Here is a 16,502-nt window from a genome sequence, read left to right on the forward strand (position 1 = left end):
TAATATAAATCGAAATGAAATTTAGGTCATTTTTTTTCAATAAATCTTCAAAATCGACATAGTTTTCATTTTAAACAATATCCTTTAATTTGAAAAACTTTAATTGCATCAAATAAAGTATTGAAGCCAATGTTATTACCGAAGGAAACAATCCTTTGAAAGGACTAAAATAAAGCCAGTCCCAATCCCTTAATTCTACCTTAGATATAGCTTCAAAAATGAGTTCACCATAAGGCTGAGATTCAAAAAAGAATGAATTTGTAATATTTATACCTAGATGAAAACCAAAACCCATCATTATAGATTTAGTTTTATAAAAACTGTATGCCCAAACATATCCTGTAAACCCAGTCACCAAAATGACATATAGAATAGGGATAAGTCGTTCATTCATCATACCATAAGAAAATACATGATACACACCAAAAAATAAAGCAGAAATAAAAATGGCCCATTTCGCACCAATTCTTCTTATGAGAATATAAAGAATGGCTCCTCTAAATATTAAATCTTCGGTTAATGCAGACTTTAAATGATACCATAAAGCGTTAAAAATAGTCCTGTAACTTACTGTTTTTAATTCCCAGTCTATATTTAAAATTCTAGTTTCAACATAGATGTTAATCAATGCTATAAGCGAGATAATAATGAAACCTACAAAAAATTGAAAAGCCCTATTGACACTTGGCATAATACCAAGCGCATCAATACTTTTCTGTTCAAAAAAATGCAATAGTAACCAAGAGATTACTATTATGATTAATAATCCTAGCATATTCTATAAATGTGATTAGTGTTAGTCTTTTTTAGGTTTTAAAAAAGGGATTGATAAAGGGTATTTACAAGTTTGTTTGTTTAAGGCCGAAGAAACATTAATAATACTTACAATTATTCCGAAAAGAAAAATACCGCCAGTAAAGAAAAAGTTAAACCCAGGTATTATGAAAAATGTAAGTAATGAAATTAACAAGAGTACATTTAAGGTAATGTGAAAGTTGACCACTGCTCTCCCATGTTCGTCATAAATTTTATTGCCATTGGCCTTACTTATCCAGATGAATAATGGAAATAACACATTTGCTAGAGGAATAATAAGACCGAAAAAAGGCGAGCCATGTATTAATAACATCCATTTACGTTGAATAGTTTCTTCCTTTGGATCATCTAACACCAATAAATCGTCTACTTCAATACCCAACCCAGTGGCCAACAATCTTACCGTTTGTAAATGTGGCTGCACATCTCCTTTTTCTATGCGCTGAATCGTTCGTACGGTTACTGTAGTTTTATCAGAAAGTTCTTCTTGCGTGAATCCTTTTAACTTTCTTTGGTAGATTAAATTCTCACTTAATGTTTGATTCTTCATTTTGTGTATTTTGATGACACAAATCTAGAACTAAGAATTGGTTTTTTACACGACATTTAATGTCATCTATCTGTCATTTACAGTAAATATAAGGGTTTCAAACTACATAATACGACCTTATAAAACACAGAGATTGTTTAAAAACAAAAAGGTTGGTATAAAAACCAACCTTTAAAAAACTCAAACTAAATATATTAATATGCATCATCGTGAACATTGGCAATAGCTCTACCAGAAGGCTCATTCATATTCTTAAACGCTTCGTCCCATTCTAGTGCTGTGGCAGTACTACAAGCTACGCTTGCTTCTTGCGGTACACTTAATGCTGCTGCATCACTTGGAAAATGCGACTCAAAAATAGAGCGATAATAATATTCCTCTTTATTTAATGGTGTGTTTATTGGAAATCTAAATTTAGCATTTGTCAATTGCTCGTCCGTGACTTCTTTTTCTACAATTTCTTTTAAAGTATCAATCCAGCTATAACCCACACCATCACTAAATTGTTCTTTCTGCCTCCACGCTACACTTTCAGGTAAATAATCCTCAAAGGCTTTACGAATTACCCATTTCTCCATTCGCTCGCCATTAATCATTTTGTTTTTTGGGTTGATGCGCATTGCCACATCAATAAACTCTTTATCTAAAAATGGTACGCGACCTTCTATTCCCCAAGCCATTAAACTTTTGTTAGCACGCAAGCAATCATACATATGCAATTTGTCTAACTTACGAACCGTTTCTTCATGAAATTCTTTTGCATTTGGCGCTTTGTGAAAGTAAAGATAACCACCAAAAATCTCATCTGCCCCTTCGCCAGATAGCACCATTTTTATTCCCATAGATTTAATAACACGAGCCATTAAATACATTGGTGTAGAGGAACGTATTGTAGTTATATCATACGTTTCAATATTGTATATAACATCTTTAATAGCGTCTAAGCCTTCTTGTATAGTAAATTTTATTTCATGATGAATGGTCCCAATATGATCTGCAACTTTTTGTGCTGCAGCCAAATCTGGTGACCCTTCCAATCCTACAGAAAAGCTATGCAATTGTGGCCACCAAGCTTGTTCTTTATCATCAGCTTCTATACGTCGTTGAGAATATTTTTTTGCTATTGCTGATGTTACAGAAGAATCTAAACCACCTGATAATAAAACACCATATGGCACATCGCTCATAAGCTGTCTGTGTACCGCATCTTCTAATGCTTGTTTTACTTCTTCAATACTAGTTTCGTTATCTTTAACAGCATCATAGTCTTCCCAATCGCGCTTATACCATTTTACAAACTCGCCATTTGTACTAGACATGTAATGCCCTGGAGGGAATAATTCAATTTTTGTACACACACCTTCAAGAGCTTTTAATTCTGAAGCCACATAGAATGTTCCGTGCTTATCCCAGCCCATATATAATGGAATGATTCCCATGTGATCCCTTGCTATGAAGTACTCATCTTTATCAACATCGTAAATGGCAAAGCCGAAAATGCCGTTCATTTCATCTACAAAGTCAACACCTTTCGCCTTATAGAGTGCAAGAATAACTTCACAGTCACTTTTAGTTTGAAACTTATAATCTGGAAATTGAGCACGTAAGGCTTTATGGTTATAGATTTCTCCATTTGCTGCTAAAATCAACTTTTTATCTCCACTAAATAGTGGCTGTTTTCCTGATGCAGGATCAACAATGGCCAAACGCTCGTGAGCCAAAATTGCTTTTTCATTACTGTAAATACCACTCCAGTCTGGCCCTCTATGACGAATCGTCTTTGCCATTTCTAACACCTGAGGTCTTAAATCTTCTGATTTTTGTTTTATATCAAACGCACATACTATTCCGCACATAACTCTTTCTTTTATTATTAATTATGAAACAAATATGAAATTAAACTTTCATTTTTTAAACATAAACAGCCATAATGATTTCAATATAAAACACAACTCATTTAATTTTAAAATTATTAAAAGTTAAAACAACCCAAATCACCTGTTTAACTTTTAATCTGTAAACTTTAGGATTTCTTTTCGACCATTTGATTTATCAAAACCTAATTTTATTAAAACTAAAAAACCAAAAACATGAAAACAACACGACTAATTGCAACCATTGCCTTTGCATTTGCTCTACTCCTATCTTTTAATGCTGAGGCTCAAAAATTTTCAGGATTAGATAAAAGCCCTATGGATGCGGCATCTTACCCAAGTGATTACAAAGTATCTGACAAACTGATAAAAATAGTTTACAGCAGACCTCAGTTAAAGGACAGAGAGGTATATGATTTAGCTAAGCCTGGAAAAGTATGGAGACTAGGAGCCAATGAAGCAGCCGAACTCCATGTATATTCCGATATGAAACTGAATGGAGCAGATGTGAAAGAAGGCACCTATACTGTATATGCGATTCCTGGAGAAAAAGAATGGACCGTTATTCTTAGTACAGATTTAAATGTTTGGGGAAGCTATTTTTACAATGAAGAAAATGATGTAGCCAGAATTACTGTACCTACTAGTAAAGATGATGAATCTCTAGAGGCTTTTTCTATAGCTTTTGAGGCATCTGATAATGGTGTACACATGCACATGGGTTGGGACACTGTTAGAGTTGTGGTACCCTTTACTAAATAAGTATTTAAGAATTAAAAATACAAATCGATTGAAATGCTTTGGTTTCAATCGATTTTTTATTTAAAAATAAAAAAAACAGTACCTATTTTAAGGCAGGAACATGCGCCCAATTTTCTCCTGTTTTAATCCTTTGTAATTGCATTGTACTTACACCAAACTGTTTAGCAATAATCTTTAACCGTGTTTTTCTGTTTGGGTTATTTAGCATTTTTTTTATTCTCATAACATCAATTTCAGTAAGCTTCGCTGATGTTAATTTTTTGGGCTTTTTGTAATTAGGATTGCTAAACTGATGTATTTCTTTTTCTCGTTTTGTAGCCCATTTAAGATTATCGATATGATTATTTAACTTATCATAATCTAAATGTATAACGTAAATACCATCATTTTGCACTAAGAAATGTTGCGCCATGAGCTTATGGACATAGTAGGTTTTGAATTTTCCTTTTTGCTTTTTTTTTACTCTAAAATAGAGGTAGCCATGCATATTATAAGGATTAAAAAGTTTCTCTTCACCATCTCTAATTCGAATTAGACGGCCATAATTAGAAACTTTAAATTGTTCATCTGGATGAACAAAATCATCAAAAACTACGATTTTCCATTCCTCGTTCCAGAAATTTCGAATCATTGCGTATTTATTATTAATTAAGGGTTCTGTAAAAATACAAAAAAAATAAGAAAGCTTAATTCTTACTAGTATTTACGGTATGTTTAGGTATTTGTGTGTTTGTAGAGACACCTTCCATTTTGGGTTAGCCATTACATAATCTACAATCTGTGGCATCATTTTTTCGCGCTTACTCCACTCTGGTTGCAAGTACAGAATACAATCCCTATTTACTTTGGCTGCTTGTTGTTCTGCAAATTTAAAATCGTCTTTATTGTAGATTATACATTTTAACTCGTGTGCCTTATCGTAAATTTCTTCGGTAGGTAATTTTACTTTTTTAGGAGATAAACAAATCCAATCCCATTGACCCGTTAATTTATATGCTCCAGAAGTTTCAATATGTGTTTGCACACCTTTGGCTTTTAACTGCTCAGTTAGTGGTCCCATATCCCAAGTTAGTGGTTCACCTCCTGTAACAACAATTGTATTACTATACTTTACAGCATTGGCTACAATTTTTTCCGTTTCAGTAGGTGGATGCAACTCTGCTAGCCAACTTTCCTTTACATCGCACCAGTGGCAACCTACATCGCAACCACCAATTCTTACAAAATATGCAGCAGTACCTTTATGATATCCTTCACCTTGAATAGTATAAAACTCTTCCATTAAAGGTAACAGATGTCCTTTATCTATTAATTCTTGTCGTTCTCTTCTCGTCATAGTCGGCAAATATATCAATAAGTCTTCAGTATTCTGTTGTTGATAGTACTAAAGTACTAGACAGATTGGTGTTTTAGCGATGAATTCAATTTTATACTTGATTAAAATTACACTATTTTTATGCAAATTTTCTGATCAATGCGTAATTCTGAAAAATTCATAAACGATATTAATTCTGGCAACACTTTTAAAGGAGATTACATCACCTTAGGTGCTGCTATGTTAGATGGCGAAACTAAAACAAATGCCTTTGTTAATATTCCTTTAAAAACAATGAACCGTCATGGTCTCATTGCTGGAGCAACAGGTACAGGAAAAACAAAGACACTTCAGGTGTTGGCGGAAAATCTTTCTGAAAAAGGTGTACCGGTTTTATTAATGGATATAAAAGGTGATTTAAGTGGATTAGCAAAGGCAAGTCCAGGTCATCCAAAAATTGACGAGCGTCATAAAAAAATAGGACTTCCGTTTGACCCTAAATCTTTTCCTGTTGAAATTTTAACCTTATCCGAACAAGATGGTGTTAGACTTAGAGCTACTATTAGTGAATTTGGACCAGTTCTTATTTCGAGAATATTAGGTGTTACCGAAACACAAGCCGGAATTATATCTGTTATCTTTAAATATTGTGACGATCATAAATTGCCGCTTTTAGATCTAAAAGATTTTAAGAAAATTTTACAATACGCAACAGGCGAAGGCAAAAAAGAATTCGAAGAAGCCTATGGTCGTATCTCTACAGCATCAACAGGTGCAATTCTGAGAAAAATTATTGAAATAGAACAACAAGGTGGTGATTTATTCTTTGGAGAAACCTCTTTTGATACACAAGATTTATTAAGAATAGATGAGAATGGTCTTGGTTATATCAACATTATCAGACTAACAGATATTCAGGATAAACCAAAGTTGTTTTCAACATTTATGTTGAGTCTTTTGGCTGAGATTTATTCTACCTTCCCAGAACAAGGAGATAGCGGAAGACCAGAATTGATTATGTTTATTGATGAAGCACATTTGATTTTTAATGAGGCTTCAGATGCTCTTTTAAACCAGATTGAAAGTGTAGTAAAACTCATACGTAGTAAAGGAGTTGGCTTGTATTTTGTAACTCAAAATCCTACAGATGTTCCGGAAGCTGTGCTTGGACAATTAGGCTTAAAAGTGCAACATGCCTTACGTGCTTTTACTGCTAAAGATCGAAAAGCAATAAAGTTAACTGCACAGAACTACCCAGACACAGAATATTACGATACTGCAGAAGTTTTAACTTCCTTAGGAATTGGTGAAGCTTTAGTTTCGGCATTAAACGAAAAAGGAAAACCAACACCACTTGCCGCTACAATGATGCGCGCACCAATGAGCCGTATGGATATCTTAACAGAAAGTGAACTTGTTAGTTTATTAGCACAATCTAAATTAGCTCAAAAATATAATAAAGAGGTCGATAGAGAGAGTGCCTATGAAATGCTAAACGAAAAAATAAAACAAGCAGAAGCTGAAGAAGCCAAACATAAAGCTGAAGCCGAAAAAGCGGCTTTAAAAAAGGCAGAAAGTAAACGCAAAGCCAGTACAAGCAGAAGACGAAGCACAAGACAAAACCCAATAGTAAAAGTACTCTCTAGTCCAACAGTAATTAGAAGTGTACTAGGAATTTTAACCAAAATGCTAAAATAATAAACCCTCAATCTTTGATATGAAAGCCCATAATGGGCATTTGGCAAACAATGACCATTATCTAACCAAATAATTAGATAACAAAATCATAAGTTTTTGAAAAATTTAAATTAGATGAAGAAAACAATTTTTATAATTTTAATTGTAACTATACTTTTTACAAGTTGCTCTAATGACAGACCAGTAGATCCTTTTTTAGTTAAAAAGTATAATATAGGGTTGCTAACAGACTCTACAACCGTAAAAGATTTAGATGCTGTTTTCAGCAATGACTCTGTTGTAAAATATGTTTCTGGTGATGAATTTGCAGGTACTGTTAATGTTATTGAAATATTTGATAAAAACGGTAAAAAGCTTTTAGACTTATCGCCGAAAGAAGCCCTAGACTCTACTTCTGTAATTTCTAGCGTACGCATTAACGATGAGCGCTACAGAACAGAAAAAAACATCTCAACATTAAGTACGTTTAAGGATATAAAAGACAATTATAAAATTTCTAAAGTTGATAACCTTATCAATACTGTCGTTGTTTCTGTTAATGAGATAAATGCTTCATTTACTATTGACAAAAAGGAATTACCAAGTAGTCTCAGATTTGACATGGACGCAACTATTGATCCTATTCAAATACCAGAGAAGGCAAAGATTAAGTATTTTATGATTCATTGGTGATTAAGGTTTAAGTAAACAGTATTCAGTCACAGTAAACAGTAAACAGTAGCACAAACATTGAAGAAAGAGAAAAAATATACCATCCAAAATTCACCATTTGTTGTACCAACTGATGACGGTAAAATTATTAAGGAACATTTTGGAAATGCAACTGATGGCAATTCAGAAATAAGTATTGCTCACATGGTTGCACCTCCTGGCTGGAGTGAACCTTTTCAAACACCAGAATTTGACGAATACACCTTTATCATAAAAGGAAAAAAACAGTTTATAATAGAAGGTGAAACTATAGTTTTAGAAGCAGGGCAATCTATTAAAGTTGAGAAGAATACAAGACTTCAATATTCTAATCCTTTTGATCAACCTTGTGAATATATTGCTATTTGCTTACCTGCATTTTCAATAGAAGCCGTAAACAGAGAAAACGAGTAAAATGAGCAGTTTTGTTATAAAATCTATCGGTAACGCTTTAAATGCTACAAGCTTAATCTCTTCTAAATACGCTTCAAAAAAGGCATTACATCTATTCGCTTCACCTCGTAAAGGTCGCTATACAGACAACCAAAAAACATTAGTTGCTTCTGCTAAATTTGAAACCTTGTCCCGCAACGGACATAACATTGCAACGTACCATTGGCAAGGTAATGGACCAACAATTTTACTAGCTCACGGATGGGAAAGTAATGCGTCACGTTGGAGTTATATTCTCAATGACTTAAAAGCTCAAGAGTACAACATTATTGCTTTAGATGCACCTGCGCATGGAAAATCCAGTGGTCGTCAATTTAATGCTGTTTTATATGCCGATTGTATTTCTGTAGTGGCAAAAAAGTTTGAACCTGAAGTTATTCTTGGTCACTCCGTAGGTGGCATGGCAACAATTTTTAGTTTACACAACTATCATTTACCTTTTGTAAACAAGATTGTTTCGCTTGGTGCACCAGCCCATTTCAGTGGAGTATTCTCTAGATACAAATCTATGATGGGCTATAACAGACGAATTTCTAAAGGCCTCGACAATATCGTTTATGAACGTTTTGGAAAACCTGTTGATTATTTTTCTGCAGCCAACTTCACAAAGACTATTGAAGCTGAAGGATTAATCATTCATGATAAAAAGGATAAAATTATTCCTTTTGAAGATGCACTCTTATTTGCCAATCGCTATAAAAACTCTGAGCTTATAGAAACCGAAGGTTTTGGCCATGGCCTTAAAGACGCATCGCTCACACCAAAAATTATAGGATTTATAAATCGTTAGTTCTTTATTATGCTGAATAATAAAACACTTTTCATTCTTTTAATATCGCTTTGTTTTAACTGCAAACCAAACACCAAAGCGCAACAAAACAATACTTATGCAGATGTTGTTAGTGTTGCAGCCATGAAAGATGTCATGTGGAAAGGTGAACTATTTAGTAAAATACAATTAGACACCATTAATCCAAAAAATGGACTTTACGGTCTTGGTCCTGAAGCCTTTTTGCGTGGTGAAATCCTCATCAATAATGGTAAAACTTATGTGTCGAAGGTACTTACAGACACTACAATGACTGTTAAAAAAATGCCTGATGCTGAAGCTCCATTTTTTGTTTATGCTAACGTTAATGAATGGAATAAAATTAGATTACCTAGCACTGTAAAATCTATTAAAGATTTAGAAACATTCATCGATAGTAAAACAAAAGACAAAAAGAGGCCTTTCACTTTTAAACTAGAAGGTGGTATTTCAAAAGCTACAATTCATATTCAAAATTTACCTGAAGGTACTAAAGTCTCTTCTCCAAAAGAAGCACATCAAGGCCAGACCAACTATGAATTAGATAATGAGAGTGTTGAAATCATTGGTTTCTTCTCTACCGAACACCAAGGTATTTTTACACATCATGATTCTTTTTTACACATGCATCTTATCACCACAGATGAAACTAAAATGGGACACTTAGATAGCGTTATTTTTGACGAAATGCTATTGTTATTACCTAAGTCCTAAAAGACTTTATTGTATTTTTGCGACATGTCTGATGATTTAAAACGCCTTAACAAATACCTCAGCGAAGCAGGTTATTGCTCTCGTCGTGAAGCGGATCGATTAATCGATGCTGGCAGAGTAACGATTAATGATGTTGTACCAGAAATGGGAACTAAAGTTGCACCTGACGATGTGGTAAAAGTAGATGGAGACGTTATTGGCGAACGCAAACAAGACTTCGTCTACTTAGCATTTAACAAGCCTGTTGGTATTGTTTGTACTACAGATACACGTGTTGAAAAAGATAATATTATAGATTACATCAATTACCCTAAACGCATTTTTCCAATAGGTCGATTAGATAAGCCGAGCGAAGGGTTAATTCTACTCACAGACGATGGTGATATCGTTAATAAAATTCTACGTGCTAGCAACAATCACGAAAAAGAGTATGTTGTCACAGTAGATAAGCCTATTTCGCAAACATTTATTCAACGTATGGCAGGCGGCATCTATATTGAAGAACTTAAACAGCGTACCAAAAAATGCGTCGTTAAAAAAATAGATAAATACACGTTTAGTATCATACTAACCCAAGGTTTAAACCGACAAATACGTAGAATGTGCGAGTACTTAAACTACGAAGTACAAACCTTAAAACGGGTAAGAATAATGAATATAAAGCTCGATATACCCATAGGAAAATATCGAGAACTTACTAAGGAAGAGTTTAAAACTTTGAGTGAATTAATAAGCGACTCTAAGAAAACGTTTCAACCAAACCAACGTCGAACCAGAAAAAATTGATATTTAATTAAACTATGGCTTTATCTCCGTTTCACCTAGCAATTCCTGTTCATAACCTTTCGGAATGCAGAAATTTTTATACTAATACTTTAAATTTTGAAGAAGGCAGAAGTAGCGACCATTGGGTAGATTACAACTTTTTTGGACATCAATTAGTGATCCATCTGAAACCAAAAACCAAGGAGGACGCACATACTAATTCTGTAGATGGTAAAGATGTACCTGTGCCACATTTTGGTGTGGTCTTACAGTGGCAAGCCTTTCAGGATTTTGCAGAATTGCTAAAAAGCAAAAACATTAAATTTATTATTGAACCTTATATCCGTTTTAAAGAACAAGTAGGCGAACAAGCTACAATGTTTTTTAAAGATCCTTCAGGAAATGCCTTAGAGTTTAAAGCATTTAGAGATATGAGTCAATTATTTGCTAAGTAGCTATTTTTCTTTCTGCTAAATAGAATGGTAAATAAATCAATAAAAACAAAGGAACAACTATCAGTTGCGCTACTATAATGTAATAAGGCCAATCACCAAAATAATCTAATAATGACGCTGACTTTGGCTTTTCATTGAGATAAAAATAATTAGCATCAAGCGCATAATTAATCATTACCATCAGAACAACATACAATTGCAGGGCAAAAAAAGACTTAAAAACACTTTTTAATCTTGGTTTCATCTCTAAGACAAAAATGAAATAGAAGATTATTGACAATAAACCTAAGTGAACTATCCAATACCTAAAATAATCGAAACTTGGTATTCCTACTGCAATATCTGGTGTAATAACACCTTGAAGCGTTCCTCCAATAATCCAGAAGACTAATACTTCGAACATCCAGTATTTTCTATAATGAGTAAATATGGGAATTATTAGAGCCATTAAACTACAGAGGTATAAAGGTAGATCCGTTTTAAAGTTATAATTATCAAAACCTATCCTATACAAGTGGAAACTAATAATTGTAATAGATACAAAACAAGCTAATACATGTATTGTATTTTCTTTCTGTTTTTGGGTTAAATGCTTTTTGGAGTATTTGATGAGCCAAGTTGTAAAACCTAAAGCAAAAACTATTGGAAAGACATGCTGCAAACTTCCTATCGTAACTTTACTAAAACCGACAAGAACCTGCACTAAAAACATAGCATAGAATTACTTATGATTAGCTCTATGCTGCTCTCTGGCTAAAAGGGTGTTTTTAAGTAACATAGCAATAGTCATTGGTCCTACTCCACCTGGAACAGGTGTTATGAAACTTGCCTTTTTACTAACATTTTCAAAATCTACATCTCCCGTTATGTAGTAGCCTTTTTCTGAGTCGTCCGGAACACGCGTAATACCAACATCAATAATAACAGCATCATCTTTTACCATTTCGGCTTTTAAGAAATTAGGAATACCTAAAGCTGAAATAACTATATCTGCTTGTGATGTTATTTGGGTAATATTTTTAGTATGGCTATGAGTTAATGTTACCGTAGAATTTCCAGGAAAACCTTTACGTCCCATTAATATACTCATTGGACGACCAACAATATGAGAGCGACCAATAACAACGGTATGTTTTCCTTTAGTCTCTACTCCATAACGGTCTATCAATTCTAATATACCAAAAGGTGTAGCAGGAATAAATGTAGACATATCTAATGCCATTTTACCAAAGTTTGTTGGGTGGAAACCATCGACATCCTTATCTGGATTTACAGCCATTAATACTTTTTGGGTATTTATTTGTGGTGGTAATGGTAATTGAATGATAAAACCATCGATATCATCATTGTTATTTAATTCCTCGATTTTATCCAATAATTCTATCTCACTGGTCGTACTAGACAAACGCACCATAGTAGACTCAAAACCAACACGCTCGCATGCTCTTACTTTACTACCAACATAGGTTAAACTTGCACCATCATTACCAACAATCACTGCGGCAAGGTGAGGCACCTTTTCACCATTAGCCTTCATTTTATCAACTTCAGCTTTTATTTCGTTTTTAATGTCGTTACTGGTTTTTCTTCCGTCTAGTATGGTCATTTTTTATTGTTTTCTTGCTAAGACGCCAAGGCGCAAGAGCTAATTGAAAATATATTCATAACTTCTCGACTACGCTCGAAGTGACTGTTTACTGTATACTACTTACTGCCAACTATCTCGGCATATTTTTCATCATCTGCATCATGCGTTTTCCGCCACCACCTTGCATCATCTTCATCATTTTACTCATTTGCGTAAATTGCTTAAGCAACTGATTAACCTCTTGTACTGATGTACCAGAACCTTTGCCAATTCTCTTTTTTCTACTTGAATTTATAATTGAAGGATTAGCACGTTCTGCTGGTGTCATAGAATGAATAATGGCTTCAATACCTTTAAAAGCATCATCGTCAATATCTATATCTTTCATCATTTTTCCAGCTCCAGGTATCATACCGATTAAATCTTTCATGTTACCCATTTTTTTGATTTGCTGAATCTGTTTTAAGAAATCATCAAACCCAAACTGGTTTTTGGCTATTTTCTTTTGAAGTTTACGTGCCTCTTCTTCATCAAATTGTTCCTGGGCACGCTCTACAAGAGACACAACATCACCCATCCCAAGAATTCTGTCTGCCATACGTGAAGGATAGAAGACATCAATTGCTTCCATCTTCTCACCAGTACCAATAAATTTAATTGGTTTGTTTACAACAGACTTAATTGAAATTGCCGCACCACCACGTGTATCACCATCTAACTTGGTAAGAATAACACCATCAAAATTTAAAATATCGTTGAAGGCTTTTGCTGTATTTACAGCATCCTGACCTGTCATAGAATCTACCACAAACAGCGTTTCTTGTGGCTGAATAGCTTTGTGGATGTTAGAAATCTCGGTCATCATTGCTTCATCAACCGCTAAACGACCTGCGGTATCTATAATTACCACATTATGGCCATTAGCCTTTGCATGAGCAATACCTGCTTGTGCAATAGCAACCGGATCAATATTTCCTTTGTCGCTATAAACCTCAACATTGATTTGATCTCCAACCACATGAAGCTGATCTATCGCTGCAGGACGGTAAACATCACAGGCAACTAATAAAGGCTTCTTTGTTTTTTTATTTTTAAGATAGTTAGCAAGCTTACCAGAAAAAGTCGTTTTACCAGAACCTTGCAAACCAGACATTAAAATCACACTTGGGTTTCCAGAAAGGTTAATGCCTTCTGCATCGCCTCCCATAAGTTCGGTTAACTCGTCTTTGACGATTTTAACCATTAACTGACCTGGTTGAAGTGTCGTTAATACATTTTGGCCAAGTGCTTTTTCTTTAACCTTATTGGTAAATTCTTTAGCGATTTTAAAGTTAACATCGGCATCTAAAAGCGCACGTCTTACTTCTTTTAAAGTTTCGGCAACATTAACTTCGGTAATGCTTCCGTGTCCTTTTAATACGTGTAACGCTTTATCTAACTTATCACTTAAATTATTGAACATAATCTTTATCTCTTTTTGAAGTTGCAAATTTAAGAATTTACAAGAGATAAACGAATGGCATATCTATAATTCTAAAATTCAATATTTAAGAATACAACAAAAAAAAAGAGCTGCCTAGCGGTTGGCAACTCCTTTCCTCAACTTAAACTTACTAAAATTACTAACTAAGCGGTTCTTTTATATATTATTCACATGCTCTCTCAAGAACTAAAATATCATCTCCACTGTGCAACTGTAAACGATCTTCTTCACATTCTACAACCAACCACTCACCGTTTATTGCTTGAATATTTGGTCCTGCAACATTAGAAAATGTAAGGATTACACCATCTTCTGATTGTGATGTTGTCCATGTGGCATCTATTGTAGTGTCGTTATTATAAATTACTACAGTTTGGCTATTTGGTTCAAAATCAAAATTCCAGTTCATAAGATTATCACTGCCATTATAATTTACGGCATTCCAAATACACTCCACTAAAAAGCCGTCTACATCTTCTTCTGAACAGCCTGATGGATTACAGTCTTGAACAACTAGAACAATAGGAAACACCTCAAACTGATCTTCGATTACAACTCGAGTATATAAAATAGCTTCTACTCCAATGATTGTATATGATTCTGGATTTGAAATTGGATTAACATCAGTTTCAGCATCTACCAAAGTTTCATGATAAGTCACAACATCAGCACTAGGATTACAGTTTGAAAATGCAATGGTTAGGTCAAAACTATATGGTCCATCAGTACCATTGTCACATTGTTCTATAACAGCATCAAAACTTTCAAAACATTCAAAATAGTTACATTCTTCTGTATTGAGATAAATAGTAAACACTTCATATTCTCCATTCTCTGCCTCAATTCTTAAGTACACTTCACCAGTACCAGACCAATATGATTCTGTTTCTACAATAGCACTAACTCCTGCTTCAGCATCGGCTTCAGTTTCATGGAAACTAGCTTCAAAAGCATACTGACAATCTATTAAACCAATGGTATCTGCACTTAGATTAAACTCAGCCTCATTATTTGGGCCTAAACATTCTTCGAGTTCAAAATCACCGAAACATTCAAAAACTTCGTCATAAGTTTCACAATCTTGTTCGAGCACCAGTTCATTTTCATCTGCAACAACTACTAGCCTATCATCCTCACACTCAACAATCCTCCAATCATAAGACAATACTCCGTAATCGCCTGGTAAATCTAAAATTAAAAATATACCTGTATTACCAACTAAAACCTCCCACGATCCTGTAAGCGCTTCGTTGTTACCAATGGCAACGGTTCCACCTTCGTAGAAATTTAATGGTCCGTTATAGTTAGGGCTTAATAAGTCTGTTCCTAAATACCATAAACACTCTTTTAACTCTTCTACAATTTCTTGAGCATCACAGTCTTCAACATCATCGCAATCTAGTTCTAATTCCATAGTAACAATACCGTCCTCAGTTTCTTTTTCAAACTCAAGCTCATCATCGTCGTCGCAATCGGTTAATAACCATAAGCCATTAGCAGTACCGAAAGTTTCTAATCCTTCAATAACAAGTTTATATCCTAAATCTGTTTCTATGACATTCCATTCACCTGTTTCAACAACTGTTGGATCTCCAGTTACTGTTACTTCACCATTTTCATTAAAATAAAGGTGGAATGTGTCGCTTAAATCTCCACTTTCGTTATAAAATTCAGCTTCAAGCCCACATTCTAGTAATAGATTTTCAATACCTTCAATATTAAGATCACAATCTTCGTCATCGTCATCACAATCGTCTTCAGCGGCTTCAATAGCATCAGATAATTCCTGATTTGAATTTACCTCAACAGTAGCTCCATTTGCATAAACGAGTGTTACAGGATAGTTGAGACTAACAATAAGTGCATTATCATCATCTTCTAAATCTTCTAGAAAATTATATAGTGCTTCATCATTAGCTATGGTTACCGTATCTACAATATTAAAGTCACCATTAAACACGGAGAACGTTATTGGATACACAAAATCCACACATTCAATAACATCATCATCTTCGAGGTCGCAATCTTCGATAAAATCTTCTAATTGCTCTTCGTTTTCTATTATAACTTGGTTGTAATCGTTAAAAATTATTGTAATTGGAAACACAAAATCGAAGAAATCATCTTCATCTTCATATTGAGAAAATATATCTTCTAGTTCTTCTAAATCGTTTAAAGTTTCTATAACAATTGTAATATCACCAACTATTATTGTCACTGGTAATTCCACAGAAAAACAGCTAGAGTCATCTAAAATATTATCGTATTCGCCATAGTTGGCGGTTACATTACCCATAAATCTTGCCAACTCTGAGTTAGGCTGAATCATCTCCTGTTCTTCAGGATTATTGACATCTATAGTTTCGTCTTGACAAGACGTAAATACCAAAAGGGCAAAAAAGGCATAAACGATTAGATAATTAAATTTAATTTTCATCTTTTGGAGCATTATGATTTTAATATATAACATTTAAGGTTTTAAATCTCCTACCATTGCTTTAGAAAAATTAATTTATAATTTGTAGGCGAAA

17 protein-coding genes are annotated in these 16,502 nt (G+C 34.0%); 8 read left to right on the forward strand and 9 right to left on the reverse strand.

Going from position 1 to position 16,502, the window contains the following annotated elements; genetic code table 11:
• Nucleotides 1-70: 70 nt before the first annotated feature.
• The 3 genes from FC091_RS13335 to asnB form a co-directional block, all read right to left on the reverse strand.
• On the reverse strand, nucleotides 71-775 hold the full coding sequence (locus FC091_RS13335) for a CPBP family intramembrane glutamic endopeptidase (protein ID WP_138434765.1): 705 nt from the start codon (nucleotides 773-775) through the stop codon (nucleotides 71-73).
• 21 nt (nucleotides 776-796) lie between these two features.
• On the reverse strand, nucleotides 797-1,366 hold the full coding sequence (locus FC091_RS13340; protein ID WP_138434766.1) for a helix-turn-helix domain-containing protein: 570 nt from the start codon (nucleotides 1,364-1,366) through the stop codon (nucleotides 797-799).
• Between the two features lie 194 nt (nucleotides 1,367-1,560).
• The gene (asnB, locus tag FC091_RS13345; protein ID WP_138434767.1) at nucleotides 1,561-3,222 is read right to left on the reverse strand and encodes an asparagine synthase B; all 1,662 of its coding nucleotides are present in this window, start codon (nucleotides 3,220-3,222) and stop codon (nucleotides 1,561-1,563) included.
• A gap of 234 nt (nucleotides 3,223-3,456) precedes the next feature.
• Between asnB and FC091_RS13350 the strand changes: the two genes are divergently transcribed.
• A complete protein-coding gene (locus FC091_RS13350) occupies nucleotides 3,457-4,002 on the forward strand; it encodes a DUF2911 domain-containing protein (RefSeq protein ID WP_138434768.1) in 546 nt (181 codons plus the stop codon).
• An 82-nt stretch (nucleotides 4,003-4,084) separates the two neighbouring features.
• Here the strand turns inward: FC091_RS13350 and FC091_RS13355 are convergent, their stop codons facing one another.
• Both FC091_RS13355 and FC091_RS13360 read right to left on the reverse strand, forming a co-directional pair.
• On the reverse strand, nucleotides 4,085-4,633 hold the full coding sequence (locus FC091_RS13355; protein ID WP_138434769.1) for an HNH endonuclease: 549 nt from the start codon (nucleotides 4,631-4,633) through the stop codon (nucleotides 4,085-4,087).
• A 72-nt stretch (nucleotides 4,634-4,705) separates the two neighbouring features.
• Entirely contained in the window at nucleotides 4,706-5,338 is a 633-nt protein-coding gene (locus tag FC091_RS13360; protein ID WP_138434770.1) for a 7-carboxy-7-deazaguanine synthase QueE, read from the reverse strand.
• 138 nt (nucleotides 5,339-5,476) lie between these two features.
• Between FC091_RS13360 and FC091_RS13365 the strand changes: the two genes are divergently transcribed.
• From FC091_RS13365 to FC091_RS13395, 7 genes are all read left to right on the forward strand, one after another.
• Nucleotides 5,477-7,015: a helicase HerA-like domain-containing protein gene (locus FC091_RS13365; RefSeq protein WP_138434771.1), complete on the forward strand. Its 1,539-nt coding sequence runs from the start codon at nucleotides 5,477-5,479 to the stop codon at nucleotides 7,013-7,015.
• A 114-nt stretch (nucleotides 7,016-7,129) separates the two neighbouring features.
• A complete protein-coding gene (locus tag FC091_RS13370) occupies nucleotides 7,130-7,687 on the forward strand; it encodes a hypothetical protein (RefSeq protein WP_138434772.1) in 558 nt (185 codons plus the stop codon).
• Between the two features lie 57 nt (nucleotides 7,688-7,744).
• Nucleotides 7,745-8,119 (forward strand): cupin domain-containing protein, encoded by a 375-nt coding sequence (locus tag FC091_RS13375; RefSeq protein ID WP_076620417.1) that lies wholly within the window; start codon nucleotides 7,745-7,747, stop codon nucleotides 8,117-8,119.
• A 1-nt stretch (nucleotide 8,120) separates the two neighbouring features.
• Nucleotides 8,121-8,948: an alpha/beta hydrolase gene (locus tag FC091_RS13380; RefSeq protein WP_138434773.1), complete on the forward strand. Its 828-nt coding sequence runs from the start codon at nucleotides 8,121-8,123 to the stop codon at nucleotides 8,946-8,948.
• A gap of 9 nt (nucleotides 8,949-8,957) precedes the next feature.
• The gene (locus FC091_RS13385; RefSeq protein ID WP_138434774.1) at nucleotides 8,958-9,680 is read left to right on the forward strand and encodes an acetolactate decarboxylase; all 723 of its coding nucleotides are present in this window, start codon (nucleotides 8,958-8,960) and stop codon (nucleotides 9,678-9,680) included.
• Nucleotides 9,681-9,704: 24 nt separating this feature from the next.
• Nucleotides 9,705-10,466 (forward strand): 23S rRNA pseudouridine(2604) synthase RluF, encoded by a 762-nt coding sequence (rluF, locus tag FC091_RS13390; RefSeq protein WP_138434775.1) that lies wholly within the window; start codon nucleotides 9,705-9,707, stop codon nucleotides 10,464-10,466.
• Between the two features lie 14 nt (nucleotides 10,467-10,480).
• On the forward strand, nucleotides 10,481-10,900 hold the full coding sequence (locus FC091_RS13395; RefSeq protein ID WP_138434776.1) for a VOC family protein: 420 nt from the start codon (nucleotides 10,481-10,483) through the stop codon (nucleotides 10,898-10,900).
• Here FC091_RS13395 and FC091_RS13400 read toward each other — a convergent pair.
• From FC091_RS13400 to FC091_RS13415, 4 genes are all read right to left on the reverse strand, one after another.
• Nucleotides 10,893-11,612 carry a YwaF family protein gene (locus tag FC091_RS13400; RefSeq protein ID WP_138434777.1) on the reverse strand — a complete coding sequence of 240 codons (720 nt, stop codon included), beginning with the start codon at nucleotides 11,610-11,612 and terminating at the stop codon, nucleotides 10,893-10,895. The two genes, FC091_RS13395 and FC091_RS13400, sit on opposite strands and share 8 nt — an antisense overlap.
• Before the next feature lie 9 nt (nucleotides 11,613-11,621).
• Entirely contained in the window at nucleotides 11,622-12,506 is an 885-nt protein-coding gene (locus tag FC091_RS13405) for a bifunctional 5,10-methylenetetrahydrofolate dehydrogenase/5,10-methenyltetrahydrofolate cyclohydrolase (protein ID WP_138434778.1), read from the reverse strand.
• Nucleotides 12,507-12,618: 112 nt separating this feature from the next.
• Nucleotides 12,619-13,950, reverse strand: a complete 1,332-nt coding sequence (ffh, locus tag FC091_RS13410) for a signal recognition particle protein (RefSeq protein WP_138434779.1) — start codon at nucleotides 13,948-13,950, stop codon at nucleotides 12,619-12,621.
• Nucleotides 13,951-14,134: 184 nt separating this feature from the next.
• Nucleotides 14,135-16,408, reverse strand: coding sequence for a hypothetical protein (locus FC091_RS13415; protein ID WP_138434780.1), 2,274 nt, complete (start codon nucleotides 16,406-16,408; stop codon nucleotides 14,135-14,137).
• Nucleotides 16,409-16,502 lie beyond the last annotated feature (94 nt).

The organism is Winogradskyella algicola (assembly GCF_005869935.1).
In the GTDB taxonomy this organism is placed as follows: Bacteria; Bacteroidota; Bacteroidia; order Flavobacteriales; family Flavobacteriaceae; genus Winogradskyella; species Winogradskyella algicola.